This is a genomic window from Muricomes intestini (assembly GCF_004346165.1).
Classification (GTDB): Bacteria; Bacillota; Clostridia; order Lachnospirales; family Lachnospiraceae; genus Muricomes; species Muricomes intestini.
Genome location: NZ_SLZZ01000002.1, coordinates 37,319 through 56,000, shown reverse-complemented (window position 1 = coordinate 56,000; position 18,682 = coordinate 37,319). Strand labels below are relative to the sequence as shown.

Sequence of the window (18,682 nt, the reverse complement as noted above, 5' to 3'; positions counted from 1 at the left end):
TTATAGCAAAGCACTTGACGAAGGTCTTTTCATAAGCATATAATAATGGAAACAAAACCCAACTCACTGCATATTCAAGCGGACTTCGTTGGGGCTTTTAAATATATTTACTTGGTTCTGAACAGTTACAAATTAATCATGCGGGAGGATACAAGAGATGAAGAGAATGTCATTGGGAACAAGTGGCCTTGAAGTTCCGGTAATTGCAGCAGGGTGTATGAGGATAAATGCCCTGGATGAGGAAAGCCTGGAGGGTTACATTAATAAATGCATGGAGCTGGGAATAAACTTTTTTGAACATGCTAACATATATGGAGACGGTAAATGTGAATCTCTTTTTGCCGAGGCATTTGCAAAGACAGAGTTCAGGCGCGAAGATGTTATTTTGCAGTCTAAATGTGGAATTGTTCCGGGAGTGATGTATGATTTTTCTAAGGAGCATATCATAAAGTCCGTAGAAGACAGCTTGAAAAGGCTGAATACCGATTATCTGGATGTTCTGGTTCTTCACCGCCCGGATGCTCTCATGGAGCCGGAGGAAGTGGCGGAAGCTTTTGACCTGCTGAATGCATCGGGCAAGGTGAGAAATTTCGGTGTATCTAATCACAAGCCAATGCAGATAGAACTGCTGAAGAAATATGTGAAACAGGACTTTGTAACCGACCAGCTGCAGCTTAGTATACCATTTTCTAATATGATAGCAAACGGTATGGAGGTCAACATGCTGACGGATGGTTCTGTGGATCATGATGGGAGTATTCTGGATTACTGCCGTCTGAAGGATATGACAATTCAGGCATGGTCACCTTTCCAGTACGGTTTTTTTGAAGGGGTGTTTATTGGAAGTGATAAGTATCCGGAATTAAATCAGCAGCTGGAAGAACTGGCAAAACGATATAATGCAACACCTGTTACAATTGTTACTGCCTGGATGCTGAGACATCCTGCACATGTACAGATGATAGCCGGAACAACAAACTTGAATCGTCTGGAAGAAATAGCAAAGGGGTGCAGCATCAACCTGAGCAGAGAAGAGTGGTATCAGGTTTATTTAAGTGCAGGGCACATATTGCCTTAATCCGCTAACACACCGGAAACTCGTGAACAGCTGTGTTGAAGGCAACTGCTTAGGAGACATTAAAGTGAAGAAATTTTTTATTGAAGAGAAGTTTAAAAGGGCCATTCATGCAATTGAAATTATTATTGCTGTTATATTGATGATTGGAATTGTTATCGGACTGATAGATCTGGTTAAATATTTTTTTGAAATTCTACAGGCCCCTCCGGACAAGTCATATGATCTTTTCCAGGCTTTTCTCGGACATGTACTGCTGCTGATTGTAGGGGCAGAGCTCATATCAATGATATTATACCATTCTAATAAGGCACTTTTGGAATTAATACTTTTTGTAATAGCCAGGAAAATGCTGATATATGCCACTTCTATGACAGATCTGGTGTTTGGGGCAGTGGCAATAGCAATTGTATTTGTCACATTGAAGTTCTTAGTGAAAAACGATGAAGAACATTCAGAAGACACTGGTGGTGAGGCAGGTGACAAAGCAGTGCCGGCCGGGAATGAGACAGAACAAGGGCAGTGAAGCACTGCCCTTGATGAATATCTGTTAAGGCCGAGATCTTTCTTTTATAGAATCTCTCCTTCTGTGGATATGGTTACAACCTGCCACGGAATCATTTTCCCACTGTTCATGAGGGCAGTCTTGACGGCTTGCTCCAGTCCGCCGCAGCAAGGAACTTCCATTCGTATTATGGTGACATTTTTAATAGAATTCTGTCTGATAATCTCGGTCAGCTTCTCAGAATAGTCAACGTCATCCAGTTTTGGGCATCCTATCAGTGTAATTTTTCCCTGCATAAAATCCTGATGAAAATTGGCATAGGCATAGGCCGTGCAGTCTGCGGCGACAAGGAGCTGTGCATCCTCGAAATAGGGTGCGTTAACAGGGACAAGCTTTATCTGTACCGGCCACTGGCGAAGCCGGGATTTGGCCGCTTCAGGCGTGGTTGGAACATTTTTTTGGAGCGGGGTGCGGTCTATTGCCTTTGCACGTGATCCGGGGCAGACAAAGGGCTGTGACTGTTCATTCTTGGCTTTTTGATGCTGCAGAACAGCTTCTGCGTCATATTCGGCAGCTTCTCTCTCAACAAAAGTAATAGCCCCTGTCGGACAGTTTGGGAGACAATCGCCCAATCCGTCACAGTAATCATCTCTTAGAAGCCTTGCTTTTCCGTTTACCATTCCAATAGCCCCTTCATGGCATGCCTGTGCACACAGTCCGCAGCCGTTGCATTTTTCTTCATCTATTTCTATAATTTTTCTTATCAAAATAAATACCTCCTGATTGATTTTATATAGGCATTGTACTATACTCAAAAGAAAGAGAATGTTGTTATTACAACAAAACGGAGAAAAAATATGGATTATAAATTTATTTCAGAAACTGAATTATTTGCAGGCACTACACAGGAAGAAACTAAAATCATGCTGAAATGTCTTGGTGCGGAGGAAAGAAGATACCCCAAAGACCATACAATATATCATATGGGACAAACGGTGCACAGACTGGGACTCCTGCTGGAGGGGGGAGTCAACATTGTCAGGACGGATGTGTGGGGAAATGAGAACATTATCGGACATGTTCTGCCCGGAGATGTTTTTGCAGAAACATATGCCTGTAATCCTGAAGAACCAATGATGGCAGATGTGATGACGACTCTGGAATCTAGGGTTGTGTTTCTGGATGTGGGAAAAGTAATACAGACCTGCAGCTCCTCCTGCGATCATCATGAGAGGCTTATCCGCAATCTGCTAGTCACAATGTCTGTAAAAAATTTGAACCTGTCACGGAAAATAAATCATATCACACCAAAAACTATTCGTGAGAGATTGTTGTCTTATCTGTCCTGGGAAGCTGTGAGGCAGGGGAAGATGTATATAGATATTCCCTTCAGCCGACAGCAGCTCGCAGATTATCTCTCTGTGGACAGAAGTGCGCTTTCCAGCGAGCTTTCCAAAATGCAAAAAGAGGGACTTTTAAGCTATAAGAAGAATCATTTCATTTTAAAAGAGGCAAAGACAGATGGGATGTATCTGAAGATGGAGGACTAGTGCACTGTCTGCAGGCGGGACCAGCTATTTACTGGTCAAGCTGCTGCAGCATCTGTATCATTTCAATGTCGTCTTCTTTTAATTTAATATTTGAACTGTAGCATTTTCCTTCCGGGGTTGTGACATTGATTTCAATAATAGTACCTTCCACCAGAGCATTGTCTGAGACTGCCTTTATAAACAGAGGAAACTTAGGGTGATTATTGGTGAAGCGTTCCCTGGTATCATATCATTATCTGAATTTTAAAAGTGTGTTGAGAACTTGTCTTTTTTAAAGTATAATAGTAACTATTCAGAACCAAGCTTGAAAACTGTAAGTTTTTAAGCTGTTTGGCTCTCGCCAAATAGATATATTTCAAAACACCCCTTTAGAAAGCGAGCTTTTACGGAGTATTTATAAATATAATATATTCCCCTGGTTCTGAACAGTTACAAATAATATAAGAAAAGAGAGAGTACTATGAACTGGACGGATAACGTAGTAATGCGGGCCTTAAGCAGGGTTTGCGACTTTATACTACTGAATATTCTATGGATGATATGTTCCATCCCGCTTTTTACAATTGGGGCTTCAACCACTGCATTGTACACGGTGATGCTGAAGATAGTAAAAAATGAAGAGGGATATATTGTAAAGGGATTTTTCAGAGCATTTAAGGATAATTTTAAAAAAGGCACTATAATATGGCTGATTATGAGTGGGATAGGAATCGTGCTTGGATTTGATGTCCGACTGGTTTCCGGTATGGAACCTCCGATACGCACAGTATTTCAGGGAATTTTCACCATATTGGGGTTTATCTGGGTGTGCGCAGTGATATATGTTTTTCCGCTGACAGCACGCTATGAGAATACCATTAAGAACACATTAAAAAATGCGCTGCTGTTGTCTGTGGCAAAGCTGCCTTATACGATACTTATGGTTGTGGTGACTGCAGGTCCGGTTATACTTACGCTGCTGAATACAAGGACACTGCTGATTGGTATAACGTTGTGGCTCGTGGCAGGGGTGTCATTGGTGGCCTGGGTGAATTCATTTATGTTGCATAAAGTTTTTGGAATATTTCATACAAACGAGAATTAAGAGAAAAAGAAACGCAAAAGGGTCAGACCCCTTTTTTAAAATAGGAGGAACTGGGGATGAATGTTTTAGAAGAACGGATCTTAAAGGATGGAATTGTTAAGGAAGGTAATGTACTGAAGGTTGACAGTTTCCTGAATCATCAAATGGATATTCATTTATTTGGTGAAATGGGAAAGGAGTTTAAGAGCCGTTTTGCGGATAAGCCGATTAATAAGATTTTGACAATTGAGGCCTCCGGCATAGGCATTGCATGTATTGTGGCACAGCAATTTGATGTTCCGGTGGTGTTTGCCAAGAAGTCGCAGAGTATTAATCTGGAGGGGGAGATGTATGTGGCTGAGGTGGAATCTTTTACTCATAAATGTAAAAACAATGTGATTGTAGCTCAGAAGTTTTTGTCACCGGAGGATCATGTTCTGATTATTGATGATTTTCTGGCAAATGGCTGCGCGCTTCAAGGACTGATTCGTATTGTTCAGGCGGCGGGGGCTACGGTGGAAGGAATCGGTATTGCTATTGAAAAGGGCTTTCAATCCGGCGGACGTATCATCCGGAATCTGGGATTTCAGTTGGAATCGCTGGCAGTTATAGAGAAAATGAATGCCCAGACTGGGGAAATTGTATTTCGTGAACAGTAGTGTGTTGCAAAAGATGGAGAGTAACAGGAGATAAGATATGCTAAAATCGTATGTTGCCTTTGATGTGGAGACAACCGGTCTGAATCCGGAGCAAAATGAAATTATAGAAATAGGTGCGCTGAAGGTGCGTGACGGAAAAGTGCAGGAGCGGTTTATGGAGTTTATACGCCCCACGGAGTCCATACAGCCTGCTATTACGGAGCTGACAGGGATTACTAATCAGATGGTGGAGCAGGCAAGACGCAGACAGGAGGTTATACCTGAGTTCCTCGATTTTTGTGAAGACGATATTTTGGTCGGGCATAATGTTGTTTTTGATTACAGCTTTATGAAAATGAGTGCCTTATCAGAAGGGATGGCTTTTGATAAGAACGGAATTGACACGTTGAAAATTGCACAGAAGGTACATAAAGACATGAAATCAAAGAGTCTCGGTGCCTTGTGCGAGTATTATCATATTGAGAACAATGCAGCTCACCGGGCATATCACGATGCCCTTGCCACTGCAAAATTGTATCAGACACTGGCCCATTTTTTTGAAGAGACTGATCCGAAGCTGTTTCAACCGGCGGCGCTTAATTATAAGCAGAAGCCGGTAATGCATGCTACAGAGAAACAGATAGGGCTCCTAAGAAAGCTTATGCAGAACAATGGGATTAAAATAACCTGGAATCCCGAGACGATTACAAGAAGCGAGGCATCAAAGCTGATCGATCAAATACTAAATGGTGCGAAATCTTAAGAAAATTTTTAGTTTCTTATAACGGCTTCCTTTAGAATTTTGTTTTATTCTAATACAGAATTCTAAAGGAGGCTGTTTCTATGAATATCCAGACATTGACTCAATATTTTTTCCAATATGGCTGCTTTTTTATATATCTGATTGTTCTTTTGGAATATATGAATCTGCCCGGATTTCCGGCAGGGGTTATCATGCCTTTGGCGGGTATATGGGCGGCAAAAGGTGAGGTAAGCTTTCCAATGGTGATGCTACTATCCGTAGCAGCGGGACTTACCGGAAGCTGGCTGCTATATTTTCTCGGCAGGCTTGGAGGTCCAAGATTTCTGCGCTTTTATTTTCGGAAATTTCCAAAACACCAGAGCGTCATAGAAGAAAAGGTAGAAATGCTCCGCCAAAAGGGCTGTATTGGAGTGTTTGTAAGTAAACTGCTCCCGATGGTACGGACTCTTATATCGATTCCGGCAGGAATGGTGCAGATGGATTTTGTTAAGTATACGGTGAGTTCAGTTTTTGGGATTTTTTTATGGAATCTGGTGTTTGTAGGGGCGGGCTATTACTTTGGAGAAGCAGCAATTAAAATACTAGCATGAGGAGGCTGAAGGGAATGAGAATTGCAATGTTGACGAATAACTATATCCCTTTTATAGGAGGAGTACCAATATCAGTAGAAAGACAGGCTAAAGAACTGGCCAAGCGTGGACATCGTGTGACTGTATTTGCCCCGAAATATGGACAGAAAGAGGATGCAAAACAAACAGTCTCACAGATAGGGGAAAAGGACGGGAATAATATAGATGTCATCCGCTATCAGACAGGGACGTATAAGCTTGAAAATGGAATGGTCTGTCCTAAAGTAATAATCAGGGAAATATTACAGGACTTTGAAAGAAAAGGATTTGATTGTATTCACGTGCATCACCCAATGTTTGTAGGGCCGGTAGCCCTTTATCTGGGTAAAAAATACGATTTGCCGGTTATCTATACTTATCATACAAAATATGAAGATTATCTCCATTACCTGCGTCCATTTCGCTCTATGGAAAAGAGTAAAACTATGGGAAGAGAAATCTTCAGACTGGGCAAAGAAAAACTGGTACCGAAATATATAACCTGGTTCACCAATCAATGTGACCTTGTACTGGCTCCAACTACAAGTATGCAGGAGATAATAACAGAAAGAGGAACAAGGACATCCACAGTTATATTTCCGACAGGGTTGGAAGATTCATTCTATATACAGGATCAAAAAAAAGCTGAGATGCTTCGGAAGGAATATCTTGGAGGAAGAACCCACCTGTTCTGCACTGTGTCCCGATTGGAGAAAGAAAAAAATTCTGAATTTATTTTACGCGGGGTTGCAAGGCTGAAGGAAAAAATGGGTAATAGTTTCAGGGTGCTATTCATCGGGGAAGGAAGTATGAGAAACAGTCTGGAACAGATGACGGAGGGGCTTGGTATCTCGGAAGAAGTGCTTTTCTTAGGAAATATAGAAAACGAAAAGATAAAGAATTATATAAGGGCCTGTGATTTGTTTCTGTTTGCGTCAAAATCCGAAACACAGGGAATCGTTCTGGCCGAAGCGTTTGCTGCAGGCAGTCCTGTAGTCGCCGTGCAAGCCACGGGGGTGGAGGATATTGTTGTCAACGGGCAAAACGGGTATATGACAGAGGAAGATATAGAGGAGTGGACGGAGAAAATTATAGAGGCATTGAGGGAAGAAAACTATGGGAAACTGAAAGAACAGGCACAATTGGATGCCGTTCGTTTTAAGGCCTCCAGGCTGGCAGTGTATGAGGAACAACTTTATGAGCAGTGTGTGAGAGCAAAAAGAGAAAGGAAGAGTGTATATGAAGATGAAGCAGGCTGGACGGAACATTCTGGTGCTTTTATTTACAGGATATTTAAAGCTTCTTGAGAAGACCGTCACAATACAGTGGGCTGAAATTTCCATTTGCCGGGGCAGGCAGATATTTGGGTTCTGGCACGAAGACAGTTTTTTTATGAATCTGGTGCTGAAAGAACTTTCAAAACAGACAAATCCCGTGGATGTGATTGTGACTGCTGACGAAAGAGGAAATTATATACAAAAGCTAATAGAGCACTGCGGAGGGCATGCAATCAGGGTGTCCGATGGATTTGCAGGGTTTGGAGCACTGAAAACTGTTTTGCAAAATGCATATGAGAGTACCCGGTGTATGGCAGTTGCTCTGGACGGTCCTCTGGGTCCAAGGCATGAGCCGAAAAAACTGGCATTTTACCTCGCAAAACAGGTACAGGAGGATTTTGTGGGGATTACAGTTTCTTACTCCTCAAAGCTGCGCCTCACGAGGAGATGGGATAAATATGTGATACCTTTGCCGTTTTCTACGATAACTGTTGCAGCGCACAATTATGGAGAGGTAGACAAAACACCTTTTGTCCCTTACATCATGTGATATACTGATAGAAGAAATTTAGACAGGATGAATCAGGAGGGAATTATGGAAACGAATCATATCTTAATTGTGGAAGATGACAAGGAAATTAGAGAAGGTGTCCAGATTTATCTGCAAAGCCAGGGATATAAGGTGTTTCAGGCAGCGGACGGCATAGAGGGACTGGAAATTATAGATAAAGAAGAGATTCATCTTGCTGTTGTGGACATTATGATGCCCCGCATGGATGGGATCCAGATGACGATGAAACTGAGGGAAAAATACGATTTTCCGGTTATTATGTTATCTGCAAAATCCGAGGAGGTGGATAAAATTACAGGTCTCAATCTGGGTGCAGATGATTATGTGACAAAACCCTTTACCCCCATGGAATTAATGGCGAGGGTAAATTCACAGATACGGCGTTATAAAAGATTTATGGAAAAACTGGAGCCGAAAGAAAACGTGCATGTAATTGGAGGGCTGGAAATTAATGAGGATACGGTGGAAGTATCGGTGGATGGGAATCCGGTGAAAGTGACGCCTATCGAGTATAAGATTCTTCTGCTGCTTGCGAAAAATCCGGGGCATGTCTTTAGTGCAGAAGAAATTTACGAACGGGTCTGGCAGGAAAGGGCTATTAACACAGACACAATTATGGTGCATGTGCGCAACATTCGGGAAAAAATTGAAGTGAACCCGAAAAATCCAAAATATTTGAAGGTGGTGTGGGGAGTTGGATATAAAATTGAAAAACAGTCGTAGACGGATAATTGCATTCGTTTTTATACTGATACTTATATGCTCGGTGGGAATGGTGGCAGCATATCCCGCGTTTTCACGAGAGATGCAGAGCGGGGAAAACGATATCATATATGAGCAGTCTCTGACAGATATTTGCCGGGATCTGGAAAACGGGAATTATATTTTGTACAATGAGGTGACAGGAAAGGCAGACAGAGCACTGCTGCAGGAGCAATATGGAAACAGCCGGTTTGATTTGCTGCGCAAATATATGGATTATGAGGTGTTTGATTCAAGGGGCACTGCCCAGCTGGGTACAAATAGTAATTCTGTTTTGAGAAATTTAAAAGCGAAAAATACTTCCTATGCGTTTCGGGTGGAATTTACCTTTCAAAATGACGGACAAATCTCGAAAGTCCAGGTGACCGGGAGCAAGATAGATGTTCAATTACAGTATGAAATGGAGCAGAATCTGCTGAGTATGGAACCTTTTCCTTACCAGGGCGTTGAAACGCCGTCAGATGTACAGATAGTGTACGGGATAACAGGGGAGAAGTTGAATGCGTATATAAAAGACAGCGGCGATTTTGAATACCTTGCAGTAAGAGGGTTGGCAGAAAGTGAATTCTACAGCACGATTAGCATTGTATTAGCATTGATTGTTGCTTGTGCTGCTGTTTGTCTGACTATAAAGCAACGCAGTATCTTCGAAGAAAAAAAGATATTTGCAGTTCCCTTTGAAATTGTTGTCACTGCACTGGGCATTTTGGCGGGAATGGCAAATTTTGTAGCAGAGATGGTATTGATTACAATCAATGCCAAACCAAATACGCTGGGCACTGTAGTTAACATTGCTGCCAATGTGGTGATGTGGTTTGTTGTATTTGGCATTGTATTCTGGGGATTCGCCTGCCTTGGAGCGATGTTTACCATGAAAAAAGCATATTGGACAGAAAGAATATTATGTGCCAGAATATTTCGCTGGCTGAAAAAACGAAAAGCTAAGTATGGGAGAGGAATAAAGAAGAAGGCCGGGGAAATCTGGAACCGGACTAAACATTTTTGCAGGAAACAGTATGATATGCTGCTTCATCTTGACTTTCAAGATAAAACAAACCGTACTATTTTAAAAATTGTATTATTAAATTTTGTTGTTCTACTGATTATCTGCAGTATGTGGTTTTACGGAATCGCAGCTCTTGTTATTTATTCTATAGTCCTGTTTTTCTTTTTTAAAAAGTATTTTAAAGATATTCAGTCTAAATACAAGCTGCTGCTTCGGGCAACAAATCGACTGGCAGAAGGTGATTTGGATTCCAATTTCGAAGCAGACATGGGAATCTTTAATCCAGTTCAGGAAGAATTAAAGAAAATCCAGTCCGGTTTTAAAAAAGCAGTGGAAGAGGAAGTAAAAAGTGAGAGAATGAAGACAGAGTTGATTACCAATGTCTCACATGACCTGAAGACACCTCTGACCGCCATTATCACATATACTGATTTACTGAAAACTGAAAATGACGAGGAAAAGAGAAAAGAATACATTCAGATTCTGGAGCAGAAATCTCTGCGTTTAAAAGTGCTGATAGAAGATTTGTTTGAAATCAGCAAGGCAGCAAGTAATAATGTGACGATGAATTTTATGTCAGTTGATATAGTAGATTTGCTAAAACAGGTAGGTTTGGAGTATGATAGTAAAATAAAAGAAACAAATCTGGATTTCCGTTGGTCGCTCCCGGACCATAAGATTGTGTTATGGCTAGACAGCCAGAAGACTTACCGCATCTTCGAGAATCTGATTGTGAATATCACAAAATATGCAATGCCTCATACAAGAGTATACGTAGAAATGAACGAACTGGATGACCAGGTACACATTTCCATGAAAAACGTATCCGCGGAGGAGCTGAACTTCAATACGGAAGAAATAACCGACAGATTCGTCAGGGGAGATATATCAAGAAATACAGAAGGCTCCGGGCTAGGCCTTGCCATTGCCAAAAGCTTTGCAGAGCTGCAGCACGGAACGCTGAAAATATCAACAGATGCAGATTTGTACAAAGTGGAAATCACATTTCCAGTGCCGTAAAGGGGTCAGACCCTTTTGCGGGCCATTTTCAGAATTGTTTTACAATTCACCTGGAAAATGGATGTATTTCCGGATGGGAGAATCTGATGTATAAGGATTACAAACAAATCAAGTTTTGGCAGGGTTTACTGGTCGTAGTTCTGGCGGCGGTTATTATATTTATAATTGCGCCGGTGTTCCTGGCACCTATAGGGATGTACGGCACTTTGCTTGCAGAATGGATGATGCTTGCAGTTACTCTGGGGCTGGTCATGGCTTTTGGGCATCGCCCGGGGGACCTGCTCCCGTTGAAAAAACCGTCAGGTGCCGGGGTTTTCGGTACTCTGTTGATGTGGGTAGGTGCTTATCTAGTTGAGATGACGCTTATTCTAGTTTTGAGCATTTTCTTCCCGGAGGACATTCTGGATGTGAATGCAGGACTCAGTCAGGCCATGGTGGATATACCGTTTTTGGCAGCCTTTCTGATTATTGCAGTTACCCCTGCTATCTGTGAAGAGGTGGTGTTTCGGGGAGTGTTCCTGAAAAGTCTGAATTCACGGGAACATAAATGGATGGCGATATTGATATGTGGAATTATATTTGGTTTATTTCATGGGAACGTATTCCGATTTATACCTACTGCCATCGGCGGAGCTGTGATGGCTTATATTTTGCTGGAAAGTGAAAATATGTTTTATAATTGTTTCTTTCATTTTATCAATAATTTGCTGCCGGTTCTTTTGCTTTTTAGTATGAAGAATATTTATAAAAACATGGAAATGTGGAACGGGCAGGGATATCAGCCGATGCCGGCAGCAAGTGCAGGAGTCTATATGATGATGTGTGCCGCTGCCCCTTCCTGCCTCTATATTGGAAATTATCTGCTGCACAGCAAGACCCCGGGATATAGAGACAAACTTTTTCCACGCGGAAAACAAGCACCGGCTATTATATTGGTCGTTATTTCCTCAACATTATTTTTAGCCGGAGTCGGGTTGACTTTGTATGGTATTGTAACAATGCCTATGCCATAGAACTGGAAAGGGGACTGACCCTTTTGCGGACCGTTTTCAGAATTGTTTTACAATTCACCTATTTACCTATTTTGAAAAGATCTGGATGCTTCTTTCCAGTATTCCCTGCATATGTGCTATAGCGGTTCCGTAGTTGGTCATGGGAATCCCCTGGTCCTCTGCACATTTTAAGCGATATTTCATTTCTCGTTCGTTTAAAGTGCAGCCTCCGCAGTGGATAATGAGGTTATATTTTGATAGGTCTATTGGAAATTCTACTCCGCTGGTAAACTCAAAATTTAAATTCTTTCCCGTATGTTTGCTAATCCAGCGAGGGAGTTTTACTGTTCCGATATCATCGCATTGTCTGTGATGTGTGCAGCCCTCGGAGATTAAGACAGTGTCTCCGTCAGCAAGTTTATCCAGGGTTCTTGCCCCGGTTACTGCTGTTTCCAGGTTGCCTTTGTACCTGGCAAATAAAATAGAGAAGGAGGTCAGAGGGACTTCAAGTGGCACTTCTGCAGATACTTTGGCAAATGCCTGACTATCAGTTATCACAAGATCCGGAGCCTTCCCCAGCCGCGTAAAAGTCTCTTTCAGTTCAGTTTCCTTGACAACAATTGCGGCTGCATTGACTTCCAGTATGTCCCTGATAGTCTGCTGCTGCGGAAGAATCAACCGCCCCTTGGGAGCAGCTGAGTCTATGGGAACCACAAGGATGACAAAGTCCGAGGGGTGTATCAGATCCCCTACAATCCGCCGGTTTTTGTCTTCCACAGGAGCCTGGCGTGCAATCAATTCTTTCAACTCATAAATGTTTTTTCCTGTTACAGTGCTTACTGCAATAATATTACCTGCGGGAACATCAGGAATATCATTAAAAACGCCGGAAATTGTGGGAGGAATTTCAAAGTCTTCATCAGCCAGGTCAGCCTTATTATATGCAATCACATAAGGGATTTGTTTCTTCTGAATCTGCTCTAAAATGCCCCGGTCTGCCCCGGTCATTCCCACAGAGCTGTCTATAACGAGGACAGCAATATCTGTTTTATTGAGAATCTGGTATGCCTTCTGAACTCTTAATAGGCCTAGTTCCCCCTTGTCATCCAGCCCTGGGGTGTCAATGATAACAACAGGGCCAAGAGGAAGAAGCTCCATTGCTTTTAATACAGGATCTGTAGTGGTGCCTTTGACATTGGACACAATAGCCAGATTTTGCCCGGTTACAGCGTTGATGATGCTGGATTTGCCGGAATTGCGCCTGCCAAATATTCCAATATGTACTCTGTCAGAAGAGGGTGTGGCATTTAAACTCATATAGAACCTCCTATAAAATCTCTTGCATGATTTTTGGAAACTAGTGCACTAGAAACGAAAATCTCTGCGGTTATCCTGTTCGATTAGCCGCAGATTTTCTATTACAACGGCACGTGCTTTCTCATTCGGCACATTCAGCACTTCCTTTTCAATCAGCTGATCTCCCAGGGCTTTTGTTTCTGGGGAGGCATAATCCATCAGATATTCTTTCAGTGTCATCAGTGCATTTGGATGACAGCAGTTCTGAATCTGTCCGCTTTTACATAAGGACATGAAACGGTCCCCCGTACGCCCTTCCCGGTAGCAGGCGGTACAAAAGCTTGGAATATACCCCATTTTCATTAGCCAGTGTACAATCTCATCCAGTGTCCTCGTATCACTGACATCAAACTGTTCTGATTTGGCATCATCCGGTTCCGGCTCGTAATAGCCCCCCACACTTGTGCGGGAGCCGCCACTGATCTGGGAAACACCAAGATGCAGAACCTTTTCCCTGCATTTCTGGCTTTCCCTTGTGGAGATAATCATGCCGGTATAAGGTACGGAAATCCTGATGCAGGCTACGATTTTGGCAAAAGTATCATCCTCAATACTATTGTCAAAAGTATCTGCATCAATATCGTCGGCATGGCGCAGGCGCGGAACGCTGATTGTATGAGGGCCGACCCCGAAAGCTGCTTCCAGGTGCTCTGCATGCATGAGCAGGCCTGCAAATTCATAACGATATTTATCCAGTCCGAAAAGCACGCCTATCCCCACATCATCTATGCCGCCTTCCATGGCACGGTCCATCGCCTCTGTGTGATAGTCGTAGTCGTGCTTTGGTCCGGTCGGATGAAGCTGAAGATAGCTTTCTTTGTGGTAAGTCTCCTGAAACAAAATATAGGTGCCGATTCCTGCTTCTTTCAGCAGACGGTAGTTGCCCACAGTGGTTGCGGCAATGTTAATATTCACACGGCGAATGGCACCGTTTTTATGTTTGATACTGTAAATAGTTTTGATACAATCCAGATAATAATCCATAGTGTTATGCACAGGGTCCTCCCCGGCCTCCAGAGCAAGCCGCTTGTGGCCCATATCCTGGAGTGCGATTACCTCCCTGCGAATTTCATCCTGGGTAAGTTTTTTCCTGGCAATGTGTTTATTCTTACTGTGGTATGGACAGTATGTACATCCGTTAATACAGTAGTTGGACAGATAGAGAGGAGCAAACATTACAATACGGTTGCCATAAAAGTCTTTTTTAATCTGCTCCGCCAAAGCATAGATTTCATGGTTCTTTTCTTCAATAGGACAGGCAAGCAAAACAGAAGCTTCTCTGTGAGAAAGCCCCTTTCTCTTCCTTGCTTTTTCAATGAGAGAATCGATAAGAGACACATTATTTTTGTTTTCATCTGCATAGGCAAGAGTCTCTAAAATTTCCTCATGGCTAATAAAATCATCTGCGCGTTTTGAATTTACATCATACATTTTCATTTCCTCCATTCTATTTTTATTCCCGCTGGCAACGAGCCAAGCGGAAATGCTTGCATTTCCATTTGACAACTGCCGCGAGGGTCAAATACCCCGCAGCTTGCTGGAGGGTATTTGACTGAAGCTTGCTAATTGATATCAACCAGTGAGTCGCCCCGGGACACTACTACTTGATAACCGATGCGTTTCATCCGGTTCTCCATGCATCTCCGGCATTCGGCGGCTTCATCCCCGGTGCAGATTTTGTTGTCGTAGAGTAGATAATCTTTCCTTACTTCTGCCGGGGAAAGATTGGGCATCACTACATTTGCTCCGGTTAAAATCCCTTTTTCTCGGCCGTCGGGGGCGATAGTGCCAAGAGCCGTGGTCGCGGGGAGCAGAACACGAGGCAGCATCAGGCGGATAAGTCCCAGCATAAAAAGTGTAAGTTCCAGAGTCCCCGGCGGACTTTTTGCAAAGGGAGTATCATGGTGAGGTATAAACGGTCCAATTCCCACCATCTGAGGGTTCAGTGCTTTTAAAAAAATCATATCATCCGCAAGATTATCAGGTGTTTGGAAGGGAGAACCTACCATGAATCCCGTTCCTACCTGATAACCGATATCTTTCAAATTCCAAAGACATTGCTGCCGATGCGCGGCTGAAAGAGAGTTGGGATGAAGCCTGCCATAATGTTCTGCATCATATGTTTCGTGCCGGAGGAGATAGCGCTCAGCCCCTGCATCAAAAAGAAGCTGATAACTTTCACGGGAGCGCTCCCCCAGTGAAAGAGTAATAGCACAGTCAGGAAAACGTTTCCGGACATTTTGTACAATATCCGTCATAACTTCATCGGTATAGTACCCGTCTTCCCCACCCTGCAGTACAAAGGTACGAAAGCCCAGTTCATACCCTTTTTCACAGCAATCTAATATCTGCTCACGGGACAGTCTGTACCGGTGCACGTTTTGGTTGCTTCTCCGGATACCACAGTAGAGGCAGTCATTTTTACAGTAATTTGTAAACTCGATCAAGCCCCGGATATAGATATCTTTTCTGTAAAATCTGTGTCGGATTTCCCGAGCCCTTTCAAATAAGTAATCTGCGGTGTCAGGCGTGCGGCTCCGGATGAGAACTGACCACTCTTCTTTGGATAAGGAGCTGGTCTGCTCCAGTTTATCAATAAGATCTTTCATAACATTTACCTCATAAAAAACAGCGTCTATTTTGTTTTAGCATATACGGTTTTTGTACTGACTCCAGGCAGCATCCCTAATTTTCCGGAAAGTGCACTGATAACATCGCCTGGTGCATCTATTGCAATACTGATGATGGAAATGCTCTTCTCCCGGTAGGGAATTCCCATTCTGCCGACAATATATTGGCCATACTTACTGAGTAAGTGGTTCAATTCTTCTACATGGTCTGTATTGCTGAGAATGATTCCTATCAGGGCAATTCTTGAATCCTTTACTATATCCATAAAGCCTCCTTATGTTTGGTGTGATATCTTATTGACACTGTTTAGGCGGGAAAGCTTGACTCCGTATTGCTTCATCTCATCCGGGATAAACCCCGGATAGAAATGTCTGCAGACAGTCCTTAGCAAGAAAACCTGCACAGTCAGTGTGTGGACATTTCTGCCCACCTGAATAGTTGCTAATATTGTAAAACAATTCTGAAAACGGGCCTCAAAAGGGTCTGACCCCATTTAAAAAACCTGTACCGACAGGCACAGGCTATGAAAGGGCAGATATCTTCCTCAGAACGAATGTAGAAATTCGTTATATCGCTGTCGCCTTTTTACTCAGGTAAGGTCCTTTGTAATCAGAACGGATTTGAGATATTATAGCATAGTAGATAATTATTGACAATAAGAGACGGAGAATGTTCCTAGATTTGTGCATTTTCATGAAAAGATATGTTATAATATGATACCAGGGTCAAAAGGCCATGCGTTTCATGCTTGCATGAAAAAGCATGACTTTGGGACCCGCAAAACATGAGAAAGTAGCCCGAGCAGGGCGGATTTCGAATGTTTTTAGGATTGCGGGAGCACAAAATGCGGAGCAATCCGTAGGTATCAGGGGGCAAATGATCTTTTGCCCAATATTGTATTATTTTTGATTAAATGAAAAGCAGAGGTAGCCTGTAAAGGAGTGATATCGTATGAAAGAGGTGCTGAAGACGGAACTTATGGAAGCGGTGCAGGGGCGCAGGGAAGAGGACTTGCTGAATATGCAGGACATTATACTGAAGAATATGGACCTGGCGGGCTGCGGGCTGCAGAAAATAGACTTTTCCGGCACAACCTTTGAAAATGTCTGTCTAATGGGAACGAATCTTTCCGGCAGTAAGCTAAAGAATGCATGGTTTCAGGAGAGCTCTCTGCGGGGAGCAATATTGCGGAATGCGGATATGGAAGGCTGCATGCTCCGGAGAGCAGATATGCGGGAATGTGACATTCGGGGAGCCAATTTATTTTGTGCCGTGCTGGAAAAGGCGAATTTGGGAGGGGTTATCTCAGATGAAGGAACACAGCATTTTCGGATGCATTGTCCAGAGCAAGGTGCCTTTGTGGGATATAAAAAATGCTGCTATGACCGAATTGTAGAATTACTGATACCTGCAGATGCAAAGCGATCTTCTGCCACCTTAAACACCTGCAGGTGCAGTAAGGCGAAAGTACTTATTATTAAAAGCGTTGACTGTACAAAATATTATGAAGAAGCATGGTCTCTGGTGAATGAAAACTTTGTTTACCGCAGAGGTAAATGGGTGGAGGTCCCCGATTTTGATGAAGACAGATGGAATGACTCAACCACCGGAATTCATTTTTGGATGACCAGGGAGGAGGCTATAGGATACTGAGAAGGGGAATAGCCATGCAGTTCGATTCCACCCCAAGGGTACCGTCCTTGTTAAACAACCACACTACGGCTGCTAACCAAGGACATGCGCTGCGCTGCATCTCATTGGCGCAGAGCGCCAAATAGATTTTTTCTGCTGCATGCATGCGAAAGTAAACTTTCTCCTGCACACAGCAGAAAAAATCTGCATGACTAAACTGTATGACAAAATCTTGACAAAGTGGAGGGGGTGTGGTACATTTAGACTATAGTCAAAACGGTAGTCTAAGATATTAAAAACACAGGAGGCGAGGTGGGAAAATATGAGTTTGATAACTGATATCCAGAAGTATTCCATTCACGACGGAGACGGAATAAGGACAACAGTTTTCTTTAAAGGCTGCAACTTAAGATGCACATGGTGTCACAACCCTGAGACGCAGAGTTATAAGAAGGAATTGCTCTTTGACGAAGATAGATGTGTGGGCTGCGGCAGCTGCGTTCCTGTCTGTCCCAGCAGGGCTATTACTCTGGAAAGAGGGAAGGCCGTTACAGATAGAAAGAAATGTACAGCCTGCGGGAAATGTACAGATTACTGCAATTTGAATTTGCGTGAGGTGGCAGGTAAGGAATACCCAGTGGATCAATTGGTCAAAGAACTCAGAAAAGATGAGATGTTTTATGAAGAGTCGGGTGGAGGAGTGACATTGTCCGGCGGCGAAGTGATGCTGGCAGATATAGATTATCTGGAAGAGCTTGTGAAAAAGCTTCATCATTTTGGCATTTCAGTCACAGTAGATACATGCGGTCAGGCGCCATATGAAAATTATGAAAGAATTCTGCCTTACGTAGACACCTTTTTGTACGACATTAAGCTAATGGATTCTGAGATACATAAGAAATACATGGGAACCGGCAATGAGCTGATTTTATCAAATCTGGAAAAACTAAGCCGGGACGGAGCCAGGTTATATATCAGAATTCCTACCGTAAAAGAAGTAAATGGTTCGGATGAAGCTATGAAGGCAATTATTAACTATCTTCTGGAAAAGAACATTCATGTGACAAGGGTCAATCTATTGCCTTACCACAATACAGGCTCAGGGAAATACATGAAAATCGGCAAGAACTACGAGGGGGCTGATTTACATGCACCGGATAAAGAAGAGATGAATCATTTTGTGGAACTGTTTCGAGAAGCTGGATTCCATAATATTAAAATAGGAGGTTAAAA

20 protein-coding genes are annotated in these 18,682 nt (G+C 42.8%); 14 read left to right on the top strand and 6 right to left on the bottom strand.

The features are described from left to right. Positions 1 to 157: 157 nt before the first annotated feature. Entirely contained in the window at positions 158 to 1,078 is a 921-nt protein-coding gene (locus EDD59_RS01850) for an aldo/keto reductase (protein WP_132378327.1), read from the top strand. Positions 1,079 to 1,142: 64 nt separating this feature from the next. After that, complete coding sequence (locus EDD59_RS01845) at positions 1,143 to 1,601, top strand: phosphate-starvation-inducible PsiE family protein (RefSeq protein ID WP_207670359.1); 459 nt, start codon at positions 1,143 to 1,145, stop codon at positions 1,599 to 1,601. 44 nt (positions 1,602 to 1,645) lie between these two features. Here the strand turns inward: EDD59_RS01845 and EDD59_RS01840 are convergent, their stop codons facing one another. After that, positions 1,646 to 2,347, bottom strand: a complete 702-nt coding sequence (locus EDD59_RS01840; RefSeq protein ID WP_132378325.1) for a 4Fe-4S dicluster domain-containing protein — start codon at positions 2,345 to 2,347, stop codon at positions 1,646 to 1,648. A 90-nt stretch (positions 2,348 to 2,437) separates the two neighbouring features. Here EDD59_RS01840 and EDD59_RS01835 point away from each other — a divergent pair, with 90 nt between their 5' ends. Next, positions 2,438 to 3,130 (top strand): Crp/Fnr family transcriptional regulator, encoded by a 693-nt coding sequence (locus tag EDD59_RS01835; protein ID WP_132378323.1) that lies wholly within the window; start codon positions 2,438 to 2,440, stop codon positions 3,128 to 3,130. 28 nt (positions 3,131 to 3,158) lie between these two features. Here EDD59_RS01835 and EDD59_RS01830 read toward each other — a convergent pair whose 3' ends face one another. Next, the gene (locus EDD59_RS01830; protein WP_330571846.1) at positions 3,159 to 3,281 is read right to left on the bottom strand and encodes a hypothetical protein; all 123 of its coding nucleotides are present in this window, start codon (positions 3,279 to 3,281) and stop codon (positions 3,159 to 3,161) included. A gap of 309 nt (positions 3,282 to 3,590) precedes the next feature. Here EDD59_RS01830 and EDD59_RS01825 point away from each other — a divergent pair, with 309 nt between their 5' ends. The 9 genes from EDD59_RS01825 to EDD59_RS01785 all read left to right on the top strand — a co-directional run bounded on the left by EDD59_RS01825 (position 3,591) and on the right by EDD59_RS01785 (position 11,851). After that, a complete protein-coding gene (locus EDD59_RS01825) occupies positions 3,591 to 4,214 on the top strand; it encodes a YesL family protein (protein ID WP_132378321.1) in 624 nt (207 codons plus the stop codon). A gap of 56 nt (positions 4,215 to 4,270) precedes the next feature. After that, positions 4,271 to 4,852 (top strand): xanthine phosphoribosyltransferase, encoded by a 582-nt coding sequence (locus EDD59_RS01820; RefSeq protein WP_132378319.1) that lies wholly within the window; start codon positions 4,271 to 4,273, stop codon positions 4,850 to 4,852. A gap of 37 nt (positions 4,853 to 4,889) precedes the next feature. Further along, entirely contained in the window at positions 4,890 to 5,594 is a 705-nt protein-coding gene (locus EDD59_RS01815; protein WP_132378317.1) for a 3'-5' exonuclease, read from the top strand. 80 nt (positions 5,595 to 5,674) lie between these two features. Continuing rightward, a complete protein-coding gene (locus tag EDD59_RS01810; RefSeq protein WP_132378315.1) occupies positions 5,675 to 6,184 on the top strand; it encodes a DedA family protein in 510 nt (169 codons plus the stop codon). A gap of 14 nt (positions 6,185 to 6,198) precedes the next feature. Continuing rightward, positions 6,199 to 7,509: a glycosyltransferase gene (locus tag EDD59_RS01805; protein ID WP_132378313.1), complete on the top strand. Its 1,311-nt coding sequence runs from the start codon at positions 6,199 to 6,201 to the stop codon at positions 7,507 to 7,509. After that, positions 7,442 to 8,029, top strand: a complete 588-nt coding sequence (locus EDD59_RS01800; RefSeq protein ID WP_243117311.1) for a DUF374 domain-containing protein — start codon at positions 7,442 to 7,444, stop codon at positions 8,027 to 8,029. Before EDD59_RS01805 ends, EDD59_RS01800 begins: the two co-directional genes overlap by 68 nt. 45 nt (positions 8,030 to 8,074) lie before the next feature. Then, a complete protein-coding gene (locus EDD59_RS01795; protein WP_132378311.1) occupies positions 8,075 to 8,773 on the top strand; it encodes a response regulator transcription factor in 699 nt (232 codons plus the stop codon). Next, positions 8,745 to 10,838, top strand: coding sequence for a sensor histidine kinase (locus EDD59_RS01790; RefSeq protein ID WP_132378309.1), 2,094 nt, complete (start codon positions 8,745 to 8,747; stop codon positions 10,836 to 10,838). The genes EDD59_RS01795 and EDD59_RS01790 overlap by 29 nt, the downstream gene beginning before the upstream one ends. Positions 10,839 to 10,924: 86 nt before the next feature. Continuing rightward, complete coding sequence (locus EDD59_RS01785; RefSeq protein ID WP_132378307.1) at positions 10,925 to 11,851, top strand: type II CAAX endopeptidase family protein; 927 nt, start codon at positions 10,925 to 10,927, stop codon at positions 11,849 to 11,851. 66 nt (positions 11,852 to 11,917) lie between these two features. Here the strand turns inward: EDD59_RS01785 and hydF are convergent, their stop codons facing one another. The 4 genes from hydF to EDD59_RS01765 all read right to left on the bottom strand — a co-directional run bounded on the left by hydF (position 11,918) and on the right by EDD59_RS01765 (position 16,082). Beyond that, positions 11,918 to 13,147, bottom strand: a complete 1,230-nt coding sequence (gene hydF / locus EDD59_RS01780) for a [FeFe] hydrogenase H-cluster maturation GTPase HydF (protein ID WP_132378304.1) — start codon at positions 13,145 to 13,147, stop codon at positions 11,918 to 11,920. A 48-nt stretch (positions 13,148 to 13,195) separates the two neighbouring features. Continuing rightward, positions 13,196 to 14,617, bottom strand: coding sequence for a [FeFe] hydrogenase H-cluster radical SAM maturase HydG (gene hydG / locus EDD59_RS01775; protein ID WP_132378302.1), 1,422 nt, complete (start codon positions 14,615 to 14,617; stop codon positions 13,196 to 13,198). A gap of 131 nt (positions 14,618 to 14,748) precedes the next feature. Continuing rightward, complete coding sequence (hydE, locus tag EDD59_RS01770; RefSeq protein ID WP_132378300.1) at positions 14,749 to 15,795, bottom strand: [FeFe] hydrogenase H-cluster radical SAM maturase HydE; 1,047 nt, start codon at positions 15,793 to 15,795, stop codon at positions 14,749 to 14,751. 26 nt (positions 15,796 to 15,821) lie between these two features. Further along, positions 15,822 to 16,082, bottom strand: coding sequence for a TM1266 family iron-only hydrogenase system putative regulator (locus tag EDD59_RS01765; protein WP_132378298.1), 261 nt, complete (start codon positions 16,080 to 16,082; stop codon positions 15,822 to 15,824). A gap of 686 nt (positions 16,083 to 16,768) precedes the next feature. Here EDD59_RS01765 and EDD59_RS01760 point away from each other — a divergent pair. Both EDD59_RS01760 and EDD59_RS01755 read left to right on the top strand, forming a co-directional pair. Beyond that, complete coding sequence (locus tag EDD59_RS01760) at positions 16,769 to 17,470, top strand: pentapeptide repeat-containing protein (protein ID WP_132378296.1); 702 nt, start codon at positions 16,769 to 16,771, stop codon at positions 17,468 to 17,470. Between the two features lie 301 nt (positions 17,471 to 17,771). Then, positions 17,772 to 18,680, top strand: coding sequence for a trans-4-hydroxy-L-proline dehydratase activase (locus tag EDD59_RS01755; protein WP_132378294.1), 909 nt, complete (start codon positions 17,772 to 17,774; stop codon positions 18,678 to 18,680). Positions 18,681 to 18,682 lie beyond the last annotated feature (2 nt).

Coding starts and splice junctions, on each gene's coding strand:
- EDD59_RS01800 (WP_243117311.1), top strand. CDS start 7,442: ATGAAGATGAAGCAGGCTGGACGGAACATTCTGGTGCTTTTATTTACA.
- EDD59_RS01825 (WP_132378321.1), top strand. CDS start 3,591: ATGAACTGGACGGATAACGTAGTAATGCGGGCCTTAAGCAGGGTTTGC.
- EDD59_RS01795 (WP_132378311.1), top strand. CDS start 8,075: ATGGAAACGAATCATATCTTAATTGTGGAAGATGACAAGGAAATTAGA.
- EDD59_RS01760 (WP_132378296.1), top strand. CDS start 16,769: ATGAAAGAGGTGCTGAAGACGGAACTTATGGAAGCGGTGCAGGGGCGC.
- EDD59_RS01755 (WP_132378294.1), top strand. CDS start 17,772: ATGAGTTTGATAACTGATATCCAGAAGTATTCCATTCACGACGGAGAC.
- hydG (WP_132378302.1), bottom strand. CDS start 14,617: ATGTATGATGTAAATTCAAAACGCGCAGATGATTTTATTAGCCATGAG.
- hydF (WP_132378304.1), bottom strand. CDS start 13,147: ATGAGTTTAAATGCCACACCCTCTTCTGACAGAGTACATATTGGAATA.
- EDD59_RS01810 (WP_132378315.1), top strand. CDS start 5,675: ATGAATATCCAGACATTGACTCAATATTTTTTCCAATATGGCTGCTTT.
- EDD59_RS01815 (WP_132378317.1), top strand. CDS start 4,890: ATGCTAAAATCGTATGTTGCCTTTGATGTGGAGACAACCGGTCTGAAT.
- EDD59_RS01850 (WP_132378327.1), top strand. CDS start 158: ATGAAGAGAATGTCATTGGGAACAAGTGGCCTTGAAGTTCCGGTAATT.
- EDD59_RS01805 (WP_132378313.1), top strand. CDS start 6,199: ATGAGAATTGCAATGTTGACGAATAACTATATCCCTTTTATAGGAGGA.
- EDD59_RS01765 (WP_132378298.1), bottom strand. CDS start 16,082: ATGGATATAGTAAAGGATTCAAGAATTGCCCTGATAGGAATCATTCTC.
- EDD59_RS01820 (WP_132378319.1), top strand. CDS start 4,271: ATGAATGTTTTAGAAGAACGGATCTTAAAGGATGGAATTGTTAAGGAA.
- EDD59_RS01835 (WP_132378323.1), top strand. CDS start 2,438: ATGGATTATAAATTTATTTCAGAAACTGAATTATTTGCAGGCACTACA.
- hydE (WP_132378300.1), bottom strand. CDS start 15,795: ATGAAAGATCTTATTGATAAACTGGAGCAGACCAGCTCCTTATCCAAA.
- EDD59_RS01785 (WP_132378307.1), top strand. CDS start 10,925: ATGTATAAGGATTACAAACAAATCAAGTTTTGGCAGGGTTTACTGGTC.